This is a genomic window from Rhizobium oryzihabitans, from assembly GCF_010669145.1.
Lineage (GTDB): Bacteria > Pseudomonadota > Alphaproteobacteria > Rhizobiales > Rhizobiaceae > Agrobacterium > Agrobacterium oryzihabitans.
Window position 1 is genome coordinate 1 of sequence record NZ_CP048639.1, and the last position, 18379, is coordinate 18379.

The window sequence follows — 18379 nt, forward strand, 5'->3', positions numbered from 1 at the left end:
TCCCGCTTCACACATTTGGATGTCGGGCAAATCCGCTGCTGGCCCTATTCATGCAACCAGTTCATAGGAGATCGGAATGGCTGATGAAGAGCGGGTAAGTTTTTCCGGTGATGGGTGGCGCTGGACGGGCGAGCCGATCAATGGGTTTTAGGGCTCATGGTTCAGTGATGCTGCTTATCCCCTCGGGGATCGCGACGGGGATGGTGTGGCAGTTCACAAAGCTACCCCTCCTTTGGCCATTCGTCATTTTTTGGGTCGTCTACATCGCGCTCGCGGCCTATGCGTCCCGTAAAGGTTATACGCCTCGTGACATGATCGAGCGGCAAGTGATCATGAAACTGTTCCAAGGTAGGTACAAGGTTTGAGCGCACCAGATCAACGTACTGAGTTCACAGTCTCGCAGCTAACGCGATTCGTTGTCGAAGGTGCGTTTGCGGATGTTGTGGCTACCCGATTAGCAAAATGTCCCAACCCGTTCGATGTGCAACGTGAGCTGTATGAAGCCGTCATCGAGCGCGCGGCCTCTAAGATCGGATCGGATGCCGCTGCGCTTCTTGTGAAGCGATGGCTGCACCCGAATTTCCAGATTTTGCATCGGGCTTGTGGCTGGAAGACGGCTTCATAATGCCGATTGTCTTGGGGCACTCAGAACATGTCGGGAAAATAATCGGGATGCTGCCGACCGAAAGACCGTTATTTTCCGTGGACTTAAAACGAGGTGGCTGGTTCGACGTGCGTTTTTCAAAAGCCACGATCTTTGCGACGGAAGAAGCGCGAAAGGCCACTGCCTTAGCTTACGGTCAGGTGGTCGCCCATTCGACACGAGAGATTTTTTTCCGACAGAGATGCATTGTCAATTGGCCTCGACAATGCATGGAAACTAGCTGCTCTGTAGGGTTTCGGCGTGTCCGTCCTCGTCGGTGATTCGACAGTGTTTTTGAGTCCGGCTTGACAATCAATTTGATTGCTGTCTGTTATTTCGCAGTGAGTGCTGGCGAGTCTGTCAGACGGTGATTTAGTTGGTTGGAGAAGAGCATGGCCGAACGTGCTAAGAAATTTGCTGGTCCAAAATTGCCTGCCACCCTCGGCAACGTCGCTCTCAGTGTGAGCGAATACACCTCAAAAGACGGTGTAACGTCCGTTAAGGGCACTCAACTTCAAAATGGCGAAGAGCTGACCGTCCAACTCATGTCACCAGCGCGAGCGGCGAACATGATGAAGGGCCGCAATGATGTTGATGATCGTGAGCGGGTGCGTCTATGGAAGATCGCTTTGCCAATCGAAGAGAGCTATCCGAGTTCGCCGATAGGACAAACGATCAAGGCGTGAAGCCGGGCGGAGTAATCTTGCTCAACAATACCCGGCTCGATTTCAGTGATCGCCAGTATTACGCGCAAGCAGCATATGGCTTTGTTAGCGATCCGAGTTTCAGGCAGCAATGTCGGGTACGGTGTCACTCTCGAAATTTTCCGATGGCTCGATGCGGCTACAGGTTTACCAGCCAGACAAGGCGGTGTTGCTGTCACCTTCCTCAAAGGATGAGGCTCAACGCGCTGTCAAAGAGGCTTTCGACGTTCGGTCGCCGGTTGGTTCTGGCGTTATGGCTCGAACCGTGATCGTGACGATTTCAGAGAAAAATGAAGAAGGCGAGGCGCAGAGCAAGGCGTTCTACATGCGGAGCGCAAGCTTTGAGGCTGACCTCGGGAATGGCGTGCAGTTCCAATTGTCGAACGGTTTTGGTGACACGCTGAAACGTAGCCAGCTCGATAGCAACTCAGCGGCGGCAGCGGCAGCAATTGCGGCGGCGACTGGCGTTTCGGCGCAGATCGTCATCGACCGGATGTCCGAAGCCGCTCCCGAGGACAGCGCAGCGGTTCAACGGATTTATGATGTGGTGAAGTCCGGAGAGGCATCGGTTGCCCTTACACCGGGCTTTACGGTGCCAATCGTACGGAAGTCGATGGATAATCTGCTGAAGCGGCCAGAGTTGTTTCATTCGGGTTCCTTCGCCGGGGCGATAGCAATAGCCATTCGCGGTGCAGACGGCGGGGCTTTAGAGCGTCCGGCCGCGTATGCAGTTACGAGCTATTCTGCACTGCCAAAGTCCGCGCCAGAGGTCACGCCGACGCCTGCGAAGGAAGCGATTAGAGCGCATGAAAGGTTGCTGTCGGCTGGAGGAGAAAAGCCTTCCTCTTCGCTTCAAAGTCGCCCGCCCGCGCGTTTTGCCTCGCCGGGTCGCGACTTCTAGGCCGGGGCTAAGGTATGCCTTCCGTTCCACTCCCCATTCTTTCTGTCGATGGCATCGGAGCCGCGTATATACCGCGTGCTTCTCGCATGCACGGCAATGCAGGCGATCTTTTGATTGCGACGACCGATGATGTGCGGGCAACCGGCGTGCGGGCGGTCTGAAGTATTGCAATGTGCCCGTTCTCAATACGGTTACGAGGGGCGAAGCCACGATTTTCGTCGTAAGACCGCCCGGCGATCTCGATCCAAGCGACTTGTGGGTTGCTTGCGGCCTTCCGATCAGGCGGCTTTGGGACGATGATTTCAACGTCGATGTTGCCGACCGCGCGCTCTTGTCCAAGCGTTTTCACGAGTGCATGAGCGGCACCGGCATGGGTGATATGGTCACTCCGCGCCAGATCGGCCTTAACCTCGCCGGTTCAAAGGTATTTGAAACCATCGGGGCCGAGTAGCAGTCAACAAAGCGAATGAGGCCCACTACGAGTACGACCGCTTCAGCAACGGTCGTGAAAAAGGCGAGCATCGTGATCGGTTCCTACGCGCGATTCGAACAACTGAGCTGGCAGGGTGCGCGGCCGGTGTAGCACTGGCTATCGTGCAAGGTGATAGCTTTGACCGGGGATCGATAGCCCGGTTGCACAAGGATATAGTTGTCGATGACGCGTCTCCTTTCCTTAGCGTTTTCGCCTTTCAGGAGGAAATTGAAGCCGCATTGGCGGTCCAAGCTGCAAACCTCGTGCGCAGCGGTGGGGCTTTCCGTGAAGTCGCCAGAGAGCTGACTGATAGGTCTGCCGCTCATGGCGAACGAAATGCGCAACGGCTGCGTTTGCAGCAATATTCAACGCCTCTTACGATCTCGGCTGTCGCACAGGATATATTGCGCATCCGCGAGGGAGAATTGGTGCTTGAGCCAACGGCCGGAAACGGAACGCTGGCGCTCGGCGCTGCGGCGGCCGGAGCACGTATAGAAGGCTTTGAGCTGGACAAGGCACGCGCAGAACGTGGCACAAGAGTGCTGAAGGATGCGGGCGCACCGTTTGTAAATATCAGGCCGCGAGCTTTCGAAGTGAACGCTGAAGGTGGATTTGGAGGAATGGCGTTTGACGCCGTTCTGGCAAACCCACCCTTTGAGGCGATCAAGGCACAGAATGTGGCTGATAGAGAGGGCCGCACGCTCTCCATCTCACGCCTTGACCATCGGATCGTCTATGACGCGTTGAACCAGGTGCGAGCGGACAGTGGTCGCTCGTTCCTAGTTCTACCGGGTGAGATGATGGGCGAAGGCAAGCTTGAGGGAGCGACACGCTTCTTCAACAACTATCTCCATGCGACCTTCGAGGTTGCTGGCGCTGCCATGCTCGACGGAAGGCTCTATCGGAAATCCGGCGCTGAGTTCCCTGTGATCGTCTATGCCCTTGGCCCCGGCTTGAAAACCCGCTCTCCGCTGAGAGAGCGAAAAAAATCCCCGATGAGCTGCCATATCTCCATACCACTGATCAGCTATTCGCGTGGGGCGATGCTGCACGTTTGGCCATGGACGAGATTATGGCTCGGCGCTCGGCGCCAGACACCCGGGTTGCTAGAACGTTCGTAGCTCCCGACTTTGACGACGCTGATATCACGACAGATGAGACGCCCAACGGTGATGTGCCGGCGGCTCTGGTCCCGGCAGTTCCCCGGTCGGTCCAGGTGTCGAGGAACCGGTGTTCGAGGCGGTCAGTGAAGACGAACTTGAGATGTCGGAGGACGAGGCCGAGTTCGTGGTTTCGCCTGATGTGCTGGTCGATGACTTGGTTGTTGAGAATGATCCGTTCCAAGTCACGTATGAGTCCGCCTCCCTTGTTGGTGGCCCTGTTCTCAAGATTCAAAAAGCGCTGGCAGAACCGGTCGCACTTGCCCTCACGGAGCTGGAGCGCGTTCGCGGGCCGGTAGATAATTTTGTTGCAGACAGCCTTGGCGTTGAGGTCAGCGAGTTGGGAGGCTTGCTGCATGCTGGACAGGTCGATGGTGTAGGGCTTGCGCTTCATAAAGCGCTGCGGGCAGAATCCATTATTGTCGGAGATCTGATGGGCGTTGGGAAAGGCCGTCAGCTCGCGGCGCTCGCCCGTGCGGCCTTCAAAGAGGATCGGCCGGTGTTGTTCTTCACCGATAATGCCTCGTTATTCACGGATTTTGTAGCGCGCGATCTGGCCACGGTAATGCGGAAGCCAGCCAATGAGCTGCCGCAGTTTATCAAACCCTACATCGTCAACAGCAGTAAGGATGCATCGATCCTTGACCCGATTTTCAGGGGAGCGGCGACGTGGAGAGGGTTTCGTTTTCCGGGCATCGCCATCGTCTGCCAAACGTGAAAAGACGATTGATCCGTCGATGAACATGATCTTGTCGTCATATTCGCAGCTCGGCGCGCAGGGCAGGGAAGCGAAACTTGCGGCGATCATGGAGTGGCTTGGCAAGCAGGACAAGCCACCATTGTTGATCATGGACGAGGCTCATCGAGCAGCCGGTGAGGGGTCGAACGTCGGTCTCTCGATGACAGCACTGGTTGAGGGCGTCAAAGCGGCAGGTGGTTCCGTTGCATATGCGTCAGGGACGGCGTTGAAGGGTGCGCGGAATTTGCGCGTCTACGGCTCTGCGCTACCGGATGTCGGGATTCCGCCCGACAGACTGGTGGAGCTGATCGAAAAAGAGCCGCTGGCTTTGCAGGAAGCGCTTTCTTACGAGATGGCGCGGTCGGAGGGCTTATTGCGCGTGAACTCGACAACACTGAAGTCGCTCGCGAAACTGTTTCTCTGCAAGATGTCGATCCGGTTCGCTTTGCTCAGGTACTCGAAAAGGTCGATCTTTTCGCGCACAAGATGTCCGAGTTGCTGGCCCTCGGCCGCGAGGTCAAAGATTGGTCTCAGCATCGGCAAAAGGAGCTGAAAAAGGACATCGAACAGATGCCAGAGGGTGCGGAACGGGACCGTGCTCTAGGCTCGGTCGGCGTGCATTATCAATCACCAGCCTCCCGGTTCCATCATTTGTCGAACTACCTGACGCTGGCTATCAATGGGGTTTTCTTGGAAGACCTCGTGCTGAAGTCAATCGCCGAAGGCAGGAAGCCTCTGGTGGCGGTCGCCAATACTGGCGACACGTTGATGCGCGATCTGATCGCGAGCCATTGGGATAATGATGGCCTCGATGATGCCGACAATGCGGGCATCATGAAGGGGTCAGCCTATGTCCTCCTGAGAAGCCCCACCTCGGGCATGTGATCAAGCGTGTAGCTGACCGGTTGCTGACCGTTAAGGAAAGCAATGGATTCGGGGCGGTCACAGAAATTCGCCTTCACGAATACGAAGATTGGCTGGCTGATTTCAATGCGCGGGTGGATGCGGCCGACTTTTCCCTATTGTCGATGACCGTGATCGACGACTTAGCCGTGGCACTCGAAAAGCACGGGTTATCATTGGGAGAAATCACGGGCCGTTCCTTTATGTCGCGACCAGCGGAAGATGGGGCGGATTTGTCATTAGCGCCCGGCCCAAGCCGCTTAAGCACGATGTTGTTTCGGACTTCAATAACGGTCGTGTGGATGTTCTGATCCTGAACCAGTCGGCCGCTGTGGGCCTGTCGGCGCAGGCGTCACCCGCAAATGGTTTCGACGTGCGGCAGCGGGAGATGATCAAGGCGCAGATGCAGGGCGATGTGACGCAGGAGCGCCAGATGGACGGCCGCATCAATCGTGTCGGGCAAATTCATCCTCCGCTCTATACGGTGCCCCTGCAAGGGCTGGCCAGCTCGGATCGTCTGGCGCAGTTGTTCAACCGAAAGAACCGTTCGCTTACAGCGGCTTCTACGGCCACCCGTGAAAACGAGTCCAACATTAAGGATACGCTCGACCTTCTCAACGAGGTGGGGCAATTTGTCAGCCGCGAATATCTCAAGAATAACCCGGATATTGCCGTCACGCTCGATATCGACCCGGAATCCGATATCGAGACGAAATATTCTGAGAAGCTGATGGGCCGTATGATCGCGCTGCCTTCCGGCATGCAGCGCACGATCATGGGCGAGCTGGACACCGCTTTTCAGATGCGCGTGGCCTTGCTGGACGCCCTCGGCGAAAATCCTCTGCGGCTGCGAGAATATGACTGGCGGGCGCAGGTGAAAGAAGTGGCATCGCTGATAAGTGGCAACGCGGCATCAGCACGCATGTCCGAACGTCCCCTTGCGCTCAACAAGCTGACTTACAAGGAGACAATCAAGCCAATCGATGTGCTGGCTGTTGAGGACGCGGTAGCGCGGGGCAAGGGATGGATGATCGATCAAACCCTTGGCCGCGAGATGTCGGTTGTTGAGCGGCTGGAAAGCCTCGCGCCGAGTGGTCAGGAAATTCGTTTCTCTGATCCGATTTTCGACCGTGTGATGAACCGCTCTGACGAATTGCGCAGCCTTGGAGCGACAGAACACCCATTGGAGGTCGCCCAAGGGTTTTGGGATAATCAATGGACACGCGATGCTGAAAAGGAAATCAAGGGGCTTGAGAAAATGGTGCTCGATGCCGGGCACAAGCTTGATTTCCTGCTCGACATAGCACCAACACTCGCACCCGGCGCTATCGTCACGGTTTACCCCAAGCTGGTCTCAAGGCTGCGAGATTCGACGCTGTTCAATGCCGCCGTCGATTATATCGACGGGACAGATCACACCGATAGAGAGATCGGTGTCCCGGCCGTGATCACCGATGTACGCTTCAACGAGGAGAAGCCCCTGAATCTTGGCGAGTGGAGCGTGCGGATCGCAGTACCCGGCGAGGAGCACCTGATCGATATGCCGATGGCATCTGTCTATGCGATCCTACGCGAAGAACACCAAGCGACAGTTGAGGCTAAGGGCGTCACGAAGATATGGGCGTTCAAGAGTGCGCGTCTGGACGATGACGGGATTGGCCTCGCCCGGTCCATTGCGCCCATGTGGTCTCAACCTCTCGCTCAGGCGCTGGAAGAAGCCGAAGCGAAGGGAAAATCCCCGATTTCGGAAATGGTTATGAACGTCTTCACTGGAAGCCGTTCTTGGGAGATGGCAGTCCCGAAGACAGCGTGATGATGGCCCTGTTCCAGAATGTGCAGGGCGGGAGCGTCAGTCGGACGCGATATGCTGTTGAAGGCAACCTTTTTGCCGCCGTTTCGGCTCTCGCGGGGAAGCGAATGGGCGAAAAGGCAATGTATACGGACGAAAGCGGCGCGATCCGGCACTGCTTTTTGCTCAAGCGCGATGGGCACAAGAAAGTGCTCGAGCAATTGACATCGAGCGTGGCAAGCCGTGTCGGCTTCATGAAAGCTGACGTGGCTTCCGTTTCCGGCCTCCTTTTAGGAATGACGGGGATTATCAGCGAGGCAGACGACGAGGCGCGGGCGGAATACATCGCCTGTGACATGCTCACAAGGATGGTCCACGGTGGCTGCAAGGTTACGATTGATCATGTTCGCGATCTGATCCGGCCTCGGCTGCAAGAGATGCATGAGCAAATCGTCAAAGCTGTACGGCAGCAAGGGGCGATCAATACCGGTCTTTTTGTCGGCACCGATCCTTTCGGGGACTCGACGCAAAAGCTTTTCACTCCCGGCGCATCGATCCGAATTCGAGAGGGCGCGTCTGACGCGGCCAGTGGTTTCCGGGTCTATTGGGACCAAAAGGAGATAGCCAGGTGCGCCGCGTCACTCAGCGAAAAAGGCGCGCTGGCTGCCTTCGGTGGGAAGACCTTCGGCGTAATCGTAAAAGCCAAGAACGATGTTTGCGACAAATCCAAGGATGCGCTTTGCGCAGATTGGAGCAACAAGCTTGGCACGGCCGTGGTGCGCAACTCGACAGTGGCGAAGGAGATCGCATCGGCGTCGGACGTAGCCGCGATTCTATGCGCTGCGGCGAGCGATAAGTCCCTTGATGGGATGATCGGCATCAAAGGCGCGCTGGTCGTGTACAATGAGGTTGTGGCGAATCTCTCCCGTGAGCTGATCAGTCAGCATTTGGGAGCAAAAACGGAGGCTACTATGTCGGTGCGCTCAGAGAGAGCCACGTCACCAGCAGTTGCAGCCGTGTAGAATGAGTTACCCGGCGTTAAAAAGTTTGACATACTTTTTCTGTCGGGTTTCATTGTGAAAAATTTTGGAAAGGGAATCAGTCAAGGACTAGAAAGCTAACCCAGAAATGCCGAACCCCAGACGGTCTCCCGTCCGGGGTCGAAAACTAAGATAGAAAAGAACGCTTTTGCCGAGCGCCGTTCTCCCTAGAAGGTAGATTCCTTCAGGGCGAAATGCAAGTCTTTTTGTCTTTTTTTCTCGGCGTTTCCGGCTAACCGGAAAGAGAGAAAGATGAGTGCTTCAGCGTTGGCGACGTGCCAACTCAGCGAACGAACAATCCTATCTAACGTCAAAAATACATGGTCACATTCGGCGTTGGATAGTTGCATCAAGGCTGTCATCGGTGCGCACGCTCGCGGGCTACTGGATGATGAGTTTGTGGAGTCTGTCTACGGCGCGGTGAATGAGCGTCGGGCGGAACTCTCGGCGGGCCGGAGAGCGCGACCGGTAAAATGGGGCACACCCTTGGCCATCCATTCGAGGCTTACCTTGGAGGAACGGCGTGCGCAGGCGAGAACTCGTAACATCAGTGCGGGTTGGTTCTCAGCGAAGCTCGAAAAGAGCGGGGCAAACGTAGCCGAGATCTATGCGAAGCTTCCTCGTGCCAGTTTTCGAGCGGTATTGCACACGATCTGCGAGCTTAGCGCCCTCGCGCGCGGGCGATGTGACGCTTCCATTGCGACAATAGCTAAAAAGGCGGGGTGCAGCCGATCATCAGTCGAGCAGGCTTTGGCTCATCTGAAATCGAGCGGTTTCATCGTGGTTGAGAGCGGGAAGACGTTGGGTGTAACGTCGATTATACGGCCCGCTCAGGCTTGCTTGATCAAGGTCGTGAACTGGTGCCGCGCTCGACTTGAGCGAATGCAAAAAAAGGACCGGTCTGACCGCCCGGTTTCCGCTGCAAGGGGTACACAAAATACTAGGCAGAAATCAGAATCTTATTTTTTAAATAAAAGATCGAAGACAACAGAGCCGCGCAGAGAAGGTGGGCGGGCCATTGGAGCCGTAGCATTTCCAGCAAGCGGATCGATTTATTTCAGCCATTGGCGTGATCTGGTTAGGGAGCATTCGACAGGCGTCACCCCTGATGCAGATATTGTGGCGAATGCCTTCCGAAAGTTCTGCTCCGAGAAAAATATCCCCTTGATGCTCCGAAAATCGAAGAGCGGTTTATCAAAATCGTCCAAAGGTTCCGTATTTAGCGTTTTTCCTGCCGACAGGCCGTTCTTATTCAACTCTGCGGGATTGCTCTCAATGCGGCCTGCGGGGGTTGGATATTGCCGCATTATGCAGTAAATCTTTTTTTGATTTCACAGTGAAATTCAGAGGTCGAGCGAGTGCCAGAGAACGCAAACCCCGATAGCGGAACTCAACTGGCGGTAAATCCGCTGAAAGGTGCCGTCCTCGTTGACCTGTACAAGCCGCTCGCGGTCGAGGATCGCACCGGCCAAGGTTTCGAGAAGACGGCGGCATATGGTGCCGATCATCTCGCGGCGGTTTTGTCCGTCAGAAATTTGAGAATTGCTTTGGCGGCTCTTGCCGCGTGGGAAAGAGGCTAACAGGAGAGAGACGGACATGCGTGCCACAACGAAGGCGACGTTTGCAGGGTTGGCAGTTTCGGCGGCGATTTTTGCGGCCTCACCGGCTTCCGCTCAAGGTGCGGGTGGATGCGGGATCACTCAAGCGGCCGATGCAGCGGTTCAGAGACAGATAGCGCTTCTCGATGCAGCGAAAGTGGATAGCTCCGAGTTTTTTAACGGGGCCAATAGCTGCCTTGGCTCAAACCTGCTCGATTCCCTCGATCTCTCGAACCTGATCCCCACAAGCTTCGATTTCTTGGGCGGGGCGGCGGATCAGTTGATCAATGGTTTGATCCAGAAAGCTCAGCAGCAAGTTTGCCAAGTGCTCAATGACCAACTGCAGAAGGTGGTGGGGAAGATCAACAACAATATGTACCAGTTCGATTCCGTCATGGGAGGACAGATGAATGAGCTGCTTGGCGGTTCAGGGAATAGCGTAACAGAGCTGAAGCTTCCGAGTATTCCTGGCATCGGAAAGTATGACTTCACGCTGGCGTCAATGAGCACCGGCAACGGCATCGACCAGCCGATCATGACCCCGCCTGCCGTGCAGGCTGGAAACAACACGGTGGGTAATGGAACGCAGCCCACCGGCAATACCGGAAACACGAGCAACCCGTTCGGAAATCTCTTCCAGCAGTAAAGGGGATATCCGATGCGAAAAGCAGCAACCGCACTGGTGATTGGCATCGCTTTCGCTGGCACGACGATGCCGGGCGCTGCCAATGCAACGATCATGGAATGGGCGACTAGTTTCGAGCGCTTCATGGCTGGCCTGAAAACGGTTGACCGGCAAGTCTCCAGCTCAGCATCCCAAACACAGCACGTGATCAAGAAATCGGAAGAGGCGGCGGTGAATGCGGAACTTGCGCAAGAGCAGGCGCTCCGTATGGCCGACATCAAAAACCGATATTCGTATGAAACTGGTCAAGGTGAGACATCCTGCGCTGTTGTGGATGCAAGGTCGGGTCTCTCAGGTGTCGATAATTCCGAAAAGAAGATGCTGACCGCTTTCCGGTCATCTGATCAGAAATACCTGAGCAGCGGCGGAAACGCGGCCGCGACAATCAAGAACTCGCTTCTTAAGAGGATCGGACATTACTGCACCGATCAGGAGCGTGCGGCCCTCGGCCCGACATACTGCCAATCGACCGTTCGAAGCGAGCGCAACGCCGGGGATTCGAATGCAGCGCCGTTTCTCGTGAATAGAAATTATGGCGGCGCTGAAGTCGTGACGGCTGCGGACTACATTGATGTCCTCGCCCCACTGCCGACGATCAAGCCTAATGCTGAAGTTGTAGGGGATCGTCTGGAATTGATGAATGCCCGTATGCGCGGCGCGGCGCTTTCAGCGTCCCGTTCGACAATGATGGGCGTGGCGGTGTCGGGTATGGGAGGCGATATGCAATGACCGTTATTTCGAAGAAAAAGGCGGCGTTTTATCTCGCTGCGATTACGATGGCGGGGATTTCGTCCCTGCGTTTGCCGTGACATGTGCTGTTGAGGCGCATGTAATCCAGCGGACGCTACAGCTCGATACTGCTGTGACGACGCAGATCGTGAAATCGAAGACGTTGCTCATCACGGAAGAGATGCGCCAACGCCAGCTTCTGTTGGCAGCGCTGAAGGTCCTGACGAAACAGGAATCGGGATCGGGTCAGCAAACCTCTACCGTGGTAAAGAAATCTGCTGAAGCGGCAGCAAGCGCAAATGTTGCGCAGAGGCAGGCGTATCAAATTGCCGATGCGAAAGAGCGCTATGGCGTCACGGGCTATGACAGTTGCGGTTTGCAGACAAAGAGCCAGTCTTTCTATGCTGCAAACATGGCAATGGCCGGGAAAGCCGCGTCCTATCGTAATGGCACCTATTTCAAGCCGGGCCAATATGGGTCCCCGAAGGATTGGGCGTCATTGGCGCAAAGCGGCTCGAACTTTGATGCCGAAGCTATATTCAGCGGCAACAGCTCGGCGGCGGCAGAGTATATCAATTTCGTTGCCGGACCCCCGATTGAGAAGCAAGCCGGTGGCGGTGTGGCAGGCGATTTGCAGACCTTCGAAAAGAACAGGAACGATGTTCGTCGTTCGGTCGTGGTGAACGTTTTGTCGTCCATCGCTGCCGAAAATGAGCCGGGTGGCCCGAGAGAAAAGCTGGCCGAGCTGATGAAGCATTGGACAGGTGACGATGGTGGGGTGAAGTGGGCGCAGGCCAGCGCCGACAAGCCGCTGAGAGCCACGCTGCTCGACGCTGTTCGGATTGAAGCCGCAAACATCGCTCTGATGGCTTTTCAGGTCAAAGACAATGCGAGAACGGAACTGGCGCTGTCTTCCTATGCCCTGTCTCGGGTTAACCGAGCTGTGTTCAACGGCAACGAGGGCGTTGTCTCTGTAGGCGCTGGCCAGCGCCGCGCCGGTCTTCAATAGGAGCTGTCCGATGAAAAAGCATAAGCGTTTTGTTCTCGGTTCAGTTGTTCTCGGCGGTAGCATGCTGCTTGGCGCTAATTCGGCCGCTGCGGCATGGTGTGCGATTAGCACTGGATGGATTGCCACCCACGAGCAAGTCGAAAAGCATCTGATCCAAGAAACGCAGATTTTGGAAAATGATGTCGCCAAAGCTGGCTCCGAGACGCTGGAACAGGTCCTCGCAGCGCTCAAGGTGCTCAACCGGCAAACTTCCGGCGAAGGGCAAAGGTTGCAGCAGGCCACCAAGAAGAGCCAAGAGGCTTACGCAAATACCGTAACTGAGCAGATGCGGCGCGAGCGTTTGGTCGCGATCAAGGAAAACTACTCGTATGAGACAGGGCAAGGACCCAATGCATGCGCCCAAGTGGCGTTTTTGCAGAAGGTGACGGGCGCTATTGATGGCACCGGTAGCTCAACCTCGCGTGTTTACAAGCAGATCGACGTATCGCCGGGATCTGTTCCGAGTGTCGCGCAGCAGGCGGCTGACCGGCGAGATCCGCGCTCGACGGACGCCTCGTTGTTGCTCGATGTAAATGCCTCGGAAGAGGATAAGCGAAAAGTAATCCAGCAGCTCGCTGGTTTTGCGGTGGAGAAGCCCACGGGTAATGAGACAGGCACTGTTGGAGGTGAATTCTCGATGCTGCGTGCGCGCGAGGCAGAGGCTTGGCGCTCGCCTGCGCTAGTTTCGTTGGCTGCGGTCGCGGCGATGTCGAATAAGGCCAGCGGGGACGGAGATGGGGCGGGGAGCGTCCTTCAGGCCATGGATGCCTTGATAGACAACTATGGCGGTGGTCCCGCCTATCAAAAATGGACCAATGCTCTTCAGATGCAGTCAGAGCGTGGCCTGATGATCGAACTTAACCGCTTGCGGGCACTTTCGATGCGCCTCCGCACCTACCATTCGGAGTCAGAGGCTCGCAAGGCCGCGGTCGTTGCAGGAATGCTCGCAGCAGAGGCACAGGGATCGAATTGACAGGAAATAAGCCAGCCGAACGCGCAGATCACAACGATAGCCACGAGATAGCGACAGTAGACGTTGATGTGGCTGTCCCGGATAGCGACGGCTATTTCGATGATCAGGATTTCGAGGTCGGCGATGGCGACATCGAAATTACCTATGAGGTAGATGATCCCTCGCGCCCCTCGGCTGCACGGGACATCTACGTTTCAGAGCTGGCAACGGCGGCGAAGCACGAAGAGGCTCGACGCAAATCTGATGTGCAGCTCAATCCAGACAGGATGAAGGCGGCGATCAATGAGGCGTTAGGTCGGATCAGCCGAATGCCGAAGATGCTCTATGCCGCCAAGCAGATTCAGGAAGCCGTGGAGAGGCTGGCTGACGAGCGACTTGCATCGAGCGGATCGAAACATGCGGAGAGCGACTATGACGGTTGATGCGTATTCGAGTGTGGAAGATGACGACGATGCTCCGAGCGCTGCAATGATCGAGAAGCAGGCGAAAGATCAGGTCGGGTTCTCGGATGAGGATGAGATCGGGGAATTCGAGCGATCGGAGCGCGAAACGTCGTTCGAGCAGCCTTCTGTTGCCGCCACGCCGAAGCAAGAGGCTTCGCCGCAGGTGAAAAGGCTGTCAGTTGAGGAATCTACCTCACTGAACATCACCCTCAAGAATGCTGCATATGCAGCGGAAAAAGAGGCGTTCATCGATGGTGAGCCGGGCGGCATGCCAATCGGCGAGTATATTGCGCGAATTGGCTGTGACGCTATTCCTCCCGGCCGCAGCGTCCTTTGGTTCAAAGGTGATGGGCCGGATTCGGGACTCTGGCTTTTCGTTATAGCCCCGAAACCGAAGGGGGCAGTGCAGCCAGGTTATCGGGTCACTCTGGCCTTCGGCAAAGAAAAGGCCGGTGAGATTCAGATGGAGGCGTGTGCCTTGTTGCAGGCACAGGACAAGAACGGCGAGAAGCTGAAGTTCGATAAATGTTGCCTCGTCAAGCACGATGGAACGAAGTTTGCCCCGGCAGGCGTCATAAACGAGCAGGAATTGGTCGGGCGCGTTAGCGACATAGGATTTGGGATCAACCCGTTCAGCTTCGATGAAAGGTGAGGAGAGATGGACCAGAACGCGAAAAAGTGGTTCGATTTCGGCCCCGGCATCTCGCTTTCCTTGAGGCAGAGCGGGGGCCGCTATCTTCTCCGATTGGAGCTAGCGCATAAGCCTAGCCCTGCGGCTGTTGAGAAGGCATACGAAGGCAGATGGGCGATGATCCAGAGCGGTAACGATGGCCGCCCAGCGATCTATGAGCATATGAACGATGTGCGCTCGCTAAATGATGTCGTGACCCGGCTGGAAGCATTCTTTGACAAGGGGCGCATTATGGGGGCACTGAGCGTTACAGCACGGGCGCCAACGAACATTGCGCCTCCCGCTCGATCCTCCCGCGAGGTCACAGATGCGGTGCTGAACGCTTTTGCGGCCGACGCGCCGGTTCCCCTCTTGCAGCATATAAACCGTTCAATCCAGCATGCATATGCGGTGATGGGTGCAAGAGCCGCTGCCGCCAAGCAACTGCCATTTGAGGGGGACGCGTTCGGGGTTTATGACCGCTTAGTAGCCAAGGTTGGTCCTTTACGCGCGGCCGAGACATGGGGAACGGTTCTGCTAGCTGTCTCTACCGGTCGGCATGGATGGCAAGAGAAGCTCGATAGCCTGATGGAATGGGATGCGGGTGGGCGCGAGGCGCAGATCGCGGCCGACACGTCAATCAAGGCAATGGTGGAAGCCATTGCGCGCGAGGTTTCGGTTATCAATGCCACCGGTCTTGCGGAGGTTGATCTTGCCTCATCGCTGCGCGGGCGGCTCGTGGAGGCTGCGGGCGAACGGATTAGTTATCGTGCCTATGATGGAGCGAAATTCCAGCCGAAGGGTGCGCCCGATCTCGGCCCGAACACCTTTACCGTCCAACAGGGATTGTCGCTCGATCTTGCCACTGACGCCAAGGCACGTATTACTCAAGCGCTGTCGGCAGCGGCGAAAGCCTTTGGAATGCCGAGAGATCGCCTTTTCGGCGATGAAACCGTGAAGTTTTTCTTTGCCCCTGATATGGGCCGGGCCGGTGGCTTGGACCGTGGATCGGCAACGCTTTATCGAGCCAACGAAGATATTCAGCTTCACGCAATTCACATTGTGCCGACGCGGCCCGGTGCCCTGATTCACGAGATCGGTCACCAGATACACAATGTTGGCGATAAAGACTTTATCTTGGAAAAGGTTCGCTCCCATAAATTCGCGCAATCCACCAGAAGGATTGTCTCGGCGCTGGAAGAAAAGGGCCTTATCTCTCCGCAGTATGCGGCGTACCTGACCGAACCAGCAGAGATATTTGCGCGGGCATTTGAGGCCCACGTGGCGGCTACGCAATCAATGGAACAGATGGGGGGATCGCTTTCAAGCGTCGGTTCCCCAAGTTTGACGCCTACTGGCGACGAGCTTGCTACCTTCATGTCGAATATGAGGGCCGTGGTGCAGGCAAGTAGGTCTGACCTTGATAGCAAGACACGAGCGCGCCCGGCTGAGCCTAGAAATGCGGCCACACCACGTATGAGTATTTAACGTCTTAGGGGGACACAATGGCTGAGCGGCCGGATATTACAGAGCTTTTCACTCCCGAAGATTATAGTGCGGGCCTCGTATTCCTTCGGCGAATTCTTGGCTGCACGTTCGATTACCTATGGGTGCCGGGTGGTCAAGCGGCTCCGTCTGGCGGTAGCTGCGATAACACCAACGATATTCTGGCGCAGCTCGTCACAACATTGAATTGGGCGATGCTGGCTGTCATCGCTGTCGTTGCCACCTACCTCATATTCGCGGCCCTTAAAGATACGGCAAATGATGGCGAGGCCGGTGGTCGTTCAATGAACCCAAGCTGGACGCTTGTTTTAGCCGGTTTGGGCGCGATCCTCTGCTTCCCGGCCTTCAACGGATACAGCGCGTTGCAAATAGGCACGATGCAGGTGGCCGTATGGTCGTCTGGCCTCGGGGACTCGATGTGGCGCATCGCTGGCGATAAAATGGCAAGTGCCAATGCCGTCAACAAGACGTTCACGAACCTGAATGAGAGCGGCTGGTGGAGTGACGGGGGGATGGCACCGAATCTGATCTGCGGACTGCTATAACCCAAGCGTTGCAGGCGCGGGTGGGCGGCGAGCTTTGCAAACGTTCGCTGAATAAAAGTCTTGCCAGTATGGCAACGACGAACGGCCAGATTACTCCTGTTTCGGGGCAGAGGTACGAGACACCCAAGAAGGATTTGCGCAACGGAGCATCTACTTCAAAGCTCCTGCTTCGCTGAATGACAGCATTGGGCTTTGCGGCGGCGTTACGGCTACCTATTCCATTGAAAAATCGGTGCCGAACGCTCAGGCGAACGCGAACGCTGATCCTTCCAACATGGCCATCCAGAACCAGATCGCCAGCACAATCAGCAAATATGCTGCCCGAACAGGTAAGGCCGGTGCCGATGCAATCCTCTCGTCGCTCGATACCGAAGCGCAGAGGTTGACTGACATACTGTACCCTGCAGATGGCATGCGGAAGCGCGGCCCGGCAGAAGTGGACGCTATTGGGCAGTCTATCTCGACGGTTGTGGCGGCGGCTAAGCAAGCCATCAACACTCAGTTTCAGCAATCTGAACCGGAGCTGCGCCAGACAACTGCGCAGGCAATGTCTGCTTCTAATCGAAACGGCTGGTTCTATGCGGTCCTCTACCAGCGTATTCTCGTGAATGCGACCTCTGCCCGCGACGGCATCCGCAAGGGGATATCCGTTTCTGCTACTCCTGCCTCGCGCGATCTGGCGGCAGCTTGGGGCTGCGTGGTCTCCAGCTCGTGGGCCTTCTGGAAATCAACGTGTTCAAATGAACTGGAAGTCTTCTTCAAGCAGTATTCGTCGGACATGGCCAACCTCGATCAGATGTCGGGCACATTCTTGAACAACGCAAACCGAGATAGCGGATTGGGGACGAACTCGTCTGATATCGCGGCTATTCGCGGTGCGGGTATGGGTTGGGGCCGTCTGACCGATTGGGTGCTCGGCATGATGGGCCAGAACAATGAAGGCAACTCTCTGAACGGAGAAGGTTGGGCCGATCCTATCCCGCAACTGCAAACGACGGGCGGTGCGATGCTCGGTGCCGGCGGCGCTCTCGTCGCTGCTGCCAAAGCTGGTGAAATTGCGTCGGAATCGGCGGTGGGGATGGTGAACCCACTGGCGTATATCGGAGGAAAGCTGCTTGAAATGGTGGGTCCCCTCGGCTGGCTATTGGTCGCCATCGGCTTTCTGCTGGCTGTGGTCGTGCCGTACATGCCGCTGATCTACTTCTTTCTCGCCGCACTCTCGTGGTTGATCTTGGCGGTACAGACGATCATCACAGCGCCGTTCTGGCTGATGCAAATGTTCTACCCAAACCGGCAAGGTGGTTTGCAGGGGACGAGCATCGCGCGAGCGTTGATGGTGCTGCTGGCATTGCTGGTGCGCCCGGCTCTCATCATCATCGGACTTATCTTCTGCATGATGCTCATGCGCGTGGGGCTGGATTTCCTCAACATCCTCACACGAAACGCATATGCGGCCATGGCTTATGCTGGACCGGTCAGCGCCGGGGGGCAGTTGGGCAATATCGCGTTGGCAATCGGCGGGTTCATGATCTACGCCTCGGCGGCGGTAGCGCTGGTTTCCATCTGCTGCGGCCTGATCGACGGCGTTGGGGATGCCGTGATGGATGGCGTCGAGGCAGGTATGAGCCGGTTCCTCGGATCGCAAGCGCAGCGCGGCGAAGGGATGCTTGGAAATCCTGCTGCTGCGGCAGCATCGCAGATTGCCATCGGCGGGCGTGGGTCGTTGGCCGGAACTGGCAGTCAGATTGCCCGGATGCGGAACCAGCCTCGCGGGGGCCTTGGCAACGGAGGGAGCAATCCGCCCCGTCGCCTTGGTGGCACAGGGAAGTAG

At 56.4% G+C, this 18379-nt stretch carries 21 protein-coding genes; 20 read left to right on the forward strand and 1 reads right to left on the reverse strand.

Annotated elements, in window-relative coordinates:
* Positions 1–1035: 1035 nt before the first annotated feature.
* The 11 genes from G3A56_RS27650 to G3A56_RS27700 all read left to right on the forward strand — a co-directional run bounded on the left by G3A56_RS27650 (position 1036) and on the right by G3A56_RS27700 (position 9668).
* Positions 1036–1329: a hypothetical protein gene (locus G3A56_RS27650; protein WP_164056996.1), complete on the forward strand. Its 294-nt coding sequence runs from the start codon at positions 1036–1038 to the stop codon at positions 1327–1329.
* A 109-nt stretch (positions 1330–1438) separates the two neighbouring features.
* Positions 1439–2248: a hypothetical protein gene (locus tag G3A56_RS27655; protein ID WP_164056997.1), complete on the forward strand. Its 810-nt coding sequence runs from the start codon at positions 1439–1441 to the stop codon at positions 2246–2248.
* A gap of 172 nt (positions 2249–2420) precedes the next feature.
* On the forward strand, positions 2421–2699 hold the full coding sequence (locus G3A56_RS27660; protein ID WP_164056998.1) for a hypothetical protein: 279 nt from the start codon (positions 2421–2423) through the stop codon (positions 2697–2699).
* A gap of 182 nt (positions 2700–2881) precedes the next feature.
* On the forward strand, positions 2882–3841 hold the full coding sequence (locus tag G3A56_RS27665) for a hypothetical protein (RefSeq protein WP_210255088.1): 960 nt from the start codon (positions 2882–2884) through the stop codon (positions 3839–3841).
* A gap of 109 nt (positions 3842–3950) precedes the next feature.
* On the forward strand, positions 3951–4598 hold the full coding sequence (locus G3A56_RS27670; RefSeq protein WP_164057000.1) for a hypothetical protein: 648 nt from the start codon (positions 3951–3953) through the stop codon (positions 4596–4598).
* 88 nt (positions 4599–4686) lie between these two features.
* On the forward strand, positions 4687–5172 hold the full coding sequence (locus G3A56_RS27675; protein ID WP_164057001.1) for a hypothetical protein: 486 nt from the start codon (positions 4687–4689) through the stop codon (positions 5170–5172).
* Between the two features lie 17 nt (positions 5173–5189).
* The gene (locus tag G3A56_RS27680) at positions 5190–5504 is read left to right on the forward strand and encodes a hypothetical protein (RefSeq protein WP_164057002.1); all 315 of its coding nucleotides are present in this window, start codon (positions 5190–5192) and stop codon (positions 5502–5504) included.
* Positions 5501–5833, forward strand: coding sequence for a hypothetical protein (locus tag G3A56_RS27685; RefSeq protein ID WP_164057003.1), 333 nt, complete (start codon positions 5501–5503; stop codon positions 5831–5833). Before G3A56_RS27680 ends, G3A56_RS27685 begins: the two co-directional genes overlap by 4 nt.
* A gap of 77 nt (positions 5834–5910) precedes the next feature.
* Complete coding sequence (locus G3A56_RS27690) at positions 5911–7335, forward strand: hypothetical protein (protein WP_210255089.1); 1425 nt, start codon at positions 5911–5913, stop codon at positions 7333–7335.
* Complete coding sequence (locus tag G3A56_RS27695) at positions 7335–8333, forward strand: hypothetical protein (protein WP_164057005.1); 999 nt, start codon at positions 7335–7337, stop codon at positions 8331–8333. The genes G3A56_RS27690 and G3A56_RS27695 overlap by 1 nt, the downstream gene beginning before the upstream one ends.
* A 270-nt stretch (positions 8334–8603) precedes the next feature.
* The gene (locus tag G3A56_RS27700; protein ID WP_164057006.1) at positions 8604–9668 is read left to right on the forward strand and encodes a helix-turn-helix domain-containing protein; all 1065 of its coding nucleotides are present in this window, start codon (positions 8604–8606) and stop codon (positions 9666–9668) included.
* Positions 9669–9694: 26 nt separating this feature from the next.
* Here the strand turns inward: G3A56_RS27700 and G3A56_RS27705 are convergent, their stop codons facing one another.
* Positions 9695–9859 carry a hypothetical protein gene (locus tag G3A56_RS27705; RefSeq protein ID WP_164056736.1) on the reverse strand — a complete coding sequence of 55 codons (165 nt, stop codon included), beginning with the start codon at positions 9857–9859 and terminating at the stop codon, positions 9695–9697.
* Positions 9860–9947: 88 nt separating this feature from the next.
* Between G3A56_RS27705 and G3A56_RS27710 the strand changes: the two genes are divergently transcribed.
* The 9 genes from G3A56_RS27710 to G3A56_RS27750 all read left to right on the forward strand — a co-directional run bounded on the left by G3A56_RS27710 (position 9948) and on the right by G3A56_RS27750 (position 18379).
* Entirely contained in the window at positions 9948–10595 is a 648-nt protein-coding gene (locus tag G3A56_RS27710) for a hypothetical protein (protein WP_130519752.1), read from the forward strand.
* A 12-nt stretch (positions 10596–10607) separates the two neighbouring features.
* Positions 10608–11363, forward strand: a complete 756-nt coding sequence (locus tag G3A56_RS27715; RefSeq protein ID WP_130519750.1) for a hypothetical protein — start codon at positions 10608–10610, stop codon at positions 11361–11363.
* A gap of 133 nt (positions 11364–11496) precedes the next feature.
* Complete coding sequence (locus G3A56_RS27720) at positions 11497–12372, forward strand: hypothetical protein (protein ID WP_164057007.1); 876 nt, start codon at positions 11497–11499, stop codon at positions 12370–12372.
* Between the two features lie 10 nt (positions 12373–12382).
* Entirely contained in the window at positions 12383–13384 is a 1002-nt protein-coding gene (locus G3A56_RS27725; RefSeq protein WP_130519745.1) for a hypothetical protein, read from the forward strand.
* Positions 13381–13806 carry a hypothetical protein gene (locus G3A56_RS27730; RefSeq protein ID WP_130519743.1) on the forward strand — a complete coding sequence of 142 codons (426 nt, stop codon included), beginning with the start codon at positions 13381–13383 and terminating at the stop codon, positions 13804–13806. The genes G3A56_RS27725 and G3A56_RS27730 overlap by 4 nt, the downstream gene beginning before the upstream one ends.
* Positions 13796–14479: a hypothetical protein gene (locus G3A56_RS27735; RefSeq protein WP_130519741.1), complete on the forward strand. Its 684-nt coding sequence runs from the start codon at positions 13796–13798 to the stop codon at positions 14477–14479. Before G3A56_RS27730 ends, G3A56_RS27735 begins: the two co-directional genes overlap by 11 nt.
* A gap of 6 nt (positions 14480–14485) precedes the next feature.
* The gene (locus tag G3A56_RS27740; protein ID WP_130519739.1) at positions 14486–15985 is read left to right on the forward strand and encodes a hypothetical protein; all 1500 of its coding nucleotides are present in this window, start codon (positions 14486–14488) and stop codon (positions 15983–15985) included.
* 17 nt (positions 15986–16002) lie between these two features.
* A complete protein-coding gene (locus G3A56_RS27745; protein WP_164057008.1) occupies positions 16003–16548 on the forward strand; it encodes a hypothetical protein in 546 nt (181 codons plus the stop codon).
* A gap of 184 nt (positions 16549–16732) precedes the next feature.
* Complete coding sequence (locus tag G3A56_RS27750; RefSeq protein ID WP_281357820.1) at positions 16733–18379, forward strand: DotA/TraY family protein; 1647 nt, start codon at positions 16733–16735, stop codon at positions 18377–18379.

Excerpts from the sequence above, each read along its gene's own strand:
- G3A56_RS27650 (WP_164056996.1), top strand. The coding sequence starts at position 1,036 with ATGGCCGAACGTGCTAAGAAATTTGCTGGTCCAAAATTGCCTGCCACC.
- G3A56_RS27655 (WP_164056997.1), top strand. The coding sequence starts at position 1,439 with ATGTCGGGTACGGTGTCACTCTCGAAATTTTCCGATGGCTCGATGCGG.
- G3A56_RS27675 (WP_164057001.1), top strand. The coding sequence starts at position 4,687 with ATGGAGTGGCTTGGCAAGCAGGACAAGCCACCATTGTTGATCATGGAC.
- G3A56_RS27680 (WP_164057002.1), top strand. The coding sequence starts at position 5,190 with ATGCCAGAGGGTGCGGAACGGGACCGTGCTCTAGGCTCGGTCGGCGTG.
- G3A56_RS27690 (WP_210255089.1), top strand. The coding sequence starts at position 5,911 with ATGATCAAGGCGCAGATGCAGGGCGATGTGACGCAGGAGCGCCAGATG.
- G3A56_RS27695 (WP_164057005.1), top strand. The coding sequence starts at position 7,335 with ATGATGGCCCTGTTCCAGAATGTGCAGGGCGGGAGCGTCAGTCGGACG.
- G3A56_RS27700 (WP_164057006.1), top strand. The coding sequence starts at position 8,604 with ATGAGTGCTTCAGCGTTGGCGACGTGCCAACTCAGCGAACGAACAATC.
- G3A56_RS27705 (WP_164056736.1), bottom strand. The coding sequence starts at position 9,859 with ATGATCGGCACCATATGCCGCCGTCTTCTCGAAACCTTGGCCGGTGCG.
- G3A56_RS27710 (WP_130519752.1), top strand. The coding sequence starts at position 9,948 with ATGCGTGCCACAACGAAGGCGACGTTTGCAGGGTTGGCAGTTTCGGCG.
- G3A56_RS27715 (WP_130519750.1), top strand. The coding sequence starts at position 10,608 with ATGCGAAAAGCAGCAACCGCACTGGTGATTGGCATCGCTTTCGCTGGC.
- G3A56_RS27725 (WP_130519745.1), top strand. The coding sequence starts at position 12,383 with ATGAAAAAGCATAAGCGTTTTGTTCTCGGTTCAGTTGTTCTCGGCGGT.
- G3A56_RS27735 (WP_130519741.1), top strand. The coding sequence starts at position 13,796 with ATGACGGTTGATGCGTATTCGAGTGTGGAAGATGACGACGATGCTCCG.
- G3A56_RS27740 (WP_130519739.1), top strand. The coding sequence starts at position 14,486 with ATGGACCAGAACGCGAAAAAGTGGTTCGATTTCGGCCCCGGCATCTCG.
- G3A56_RS27745 (WP_164057008.1), top strand. The coding sequence starts at position 16,003 with ATGGCTGAGCGGCCGGATATTACAGAGCTTTTCACTCCCGAAGATTAT.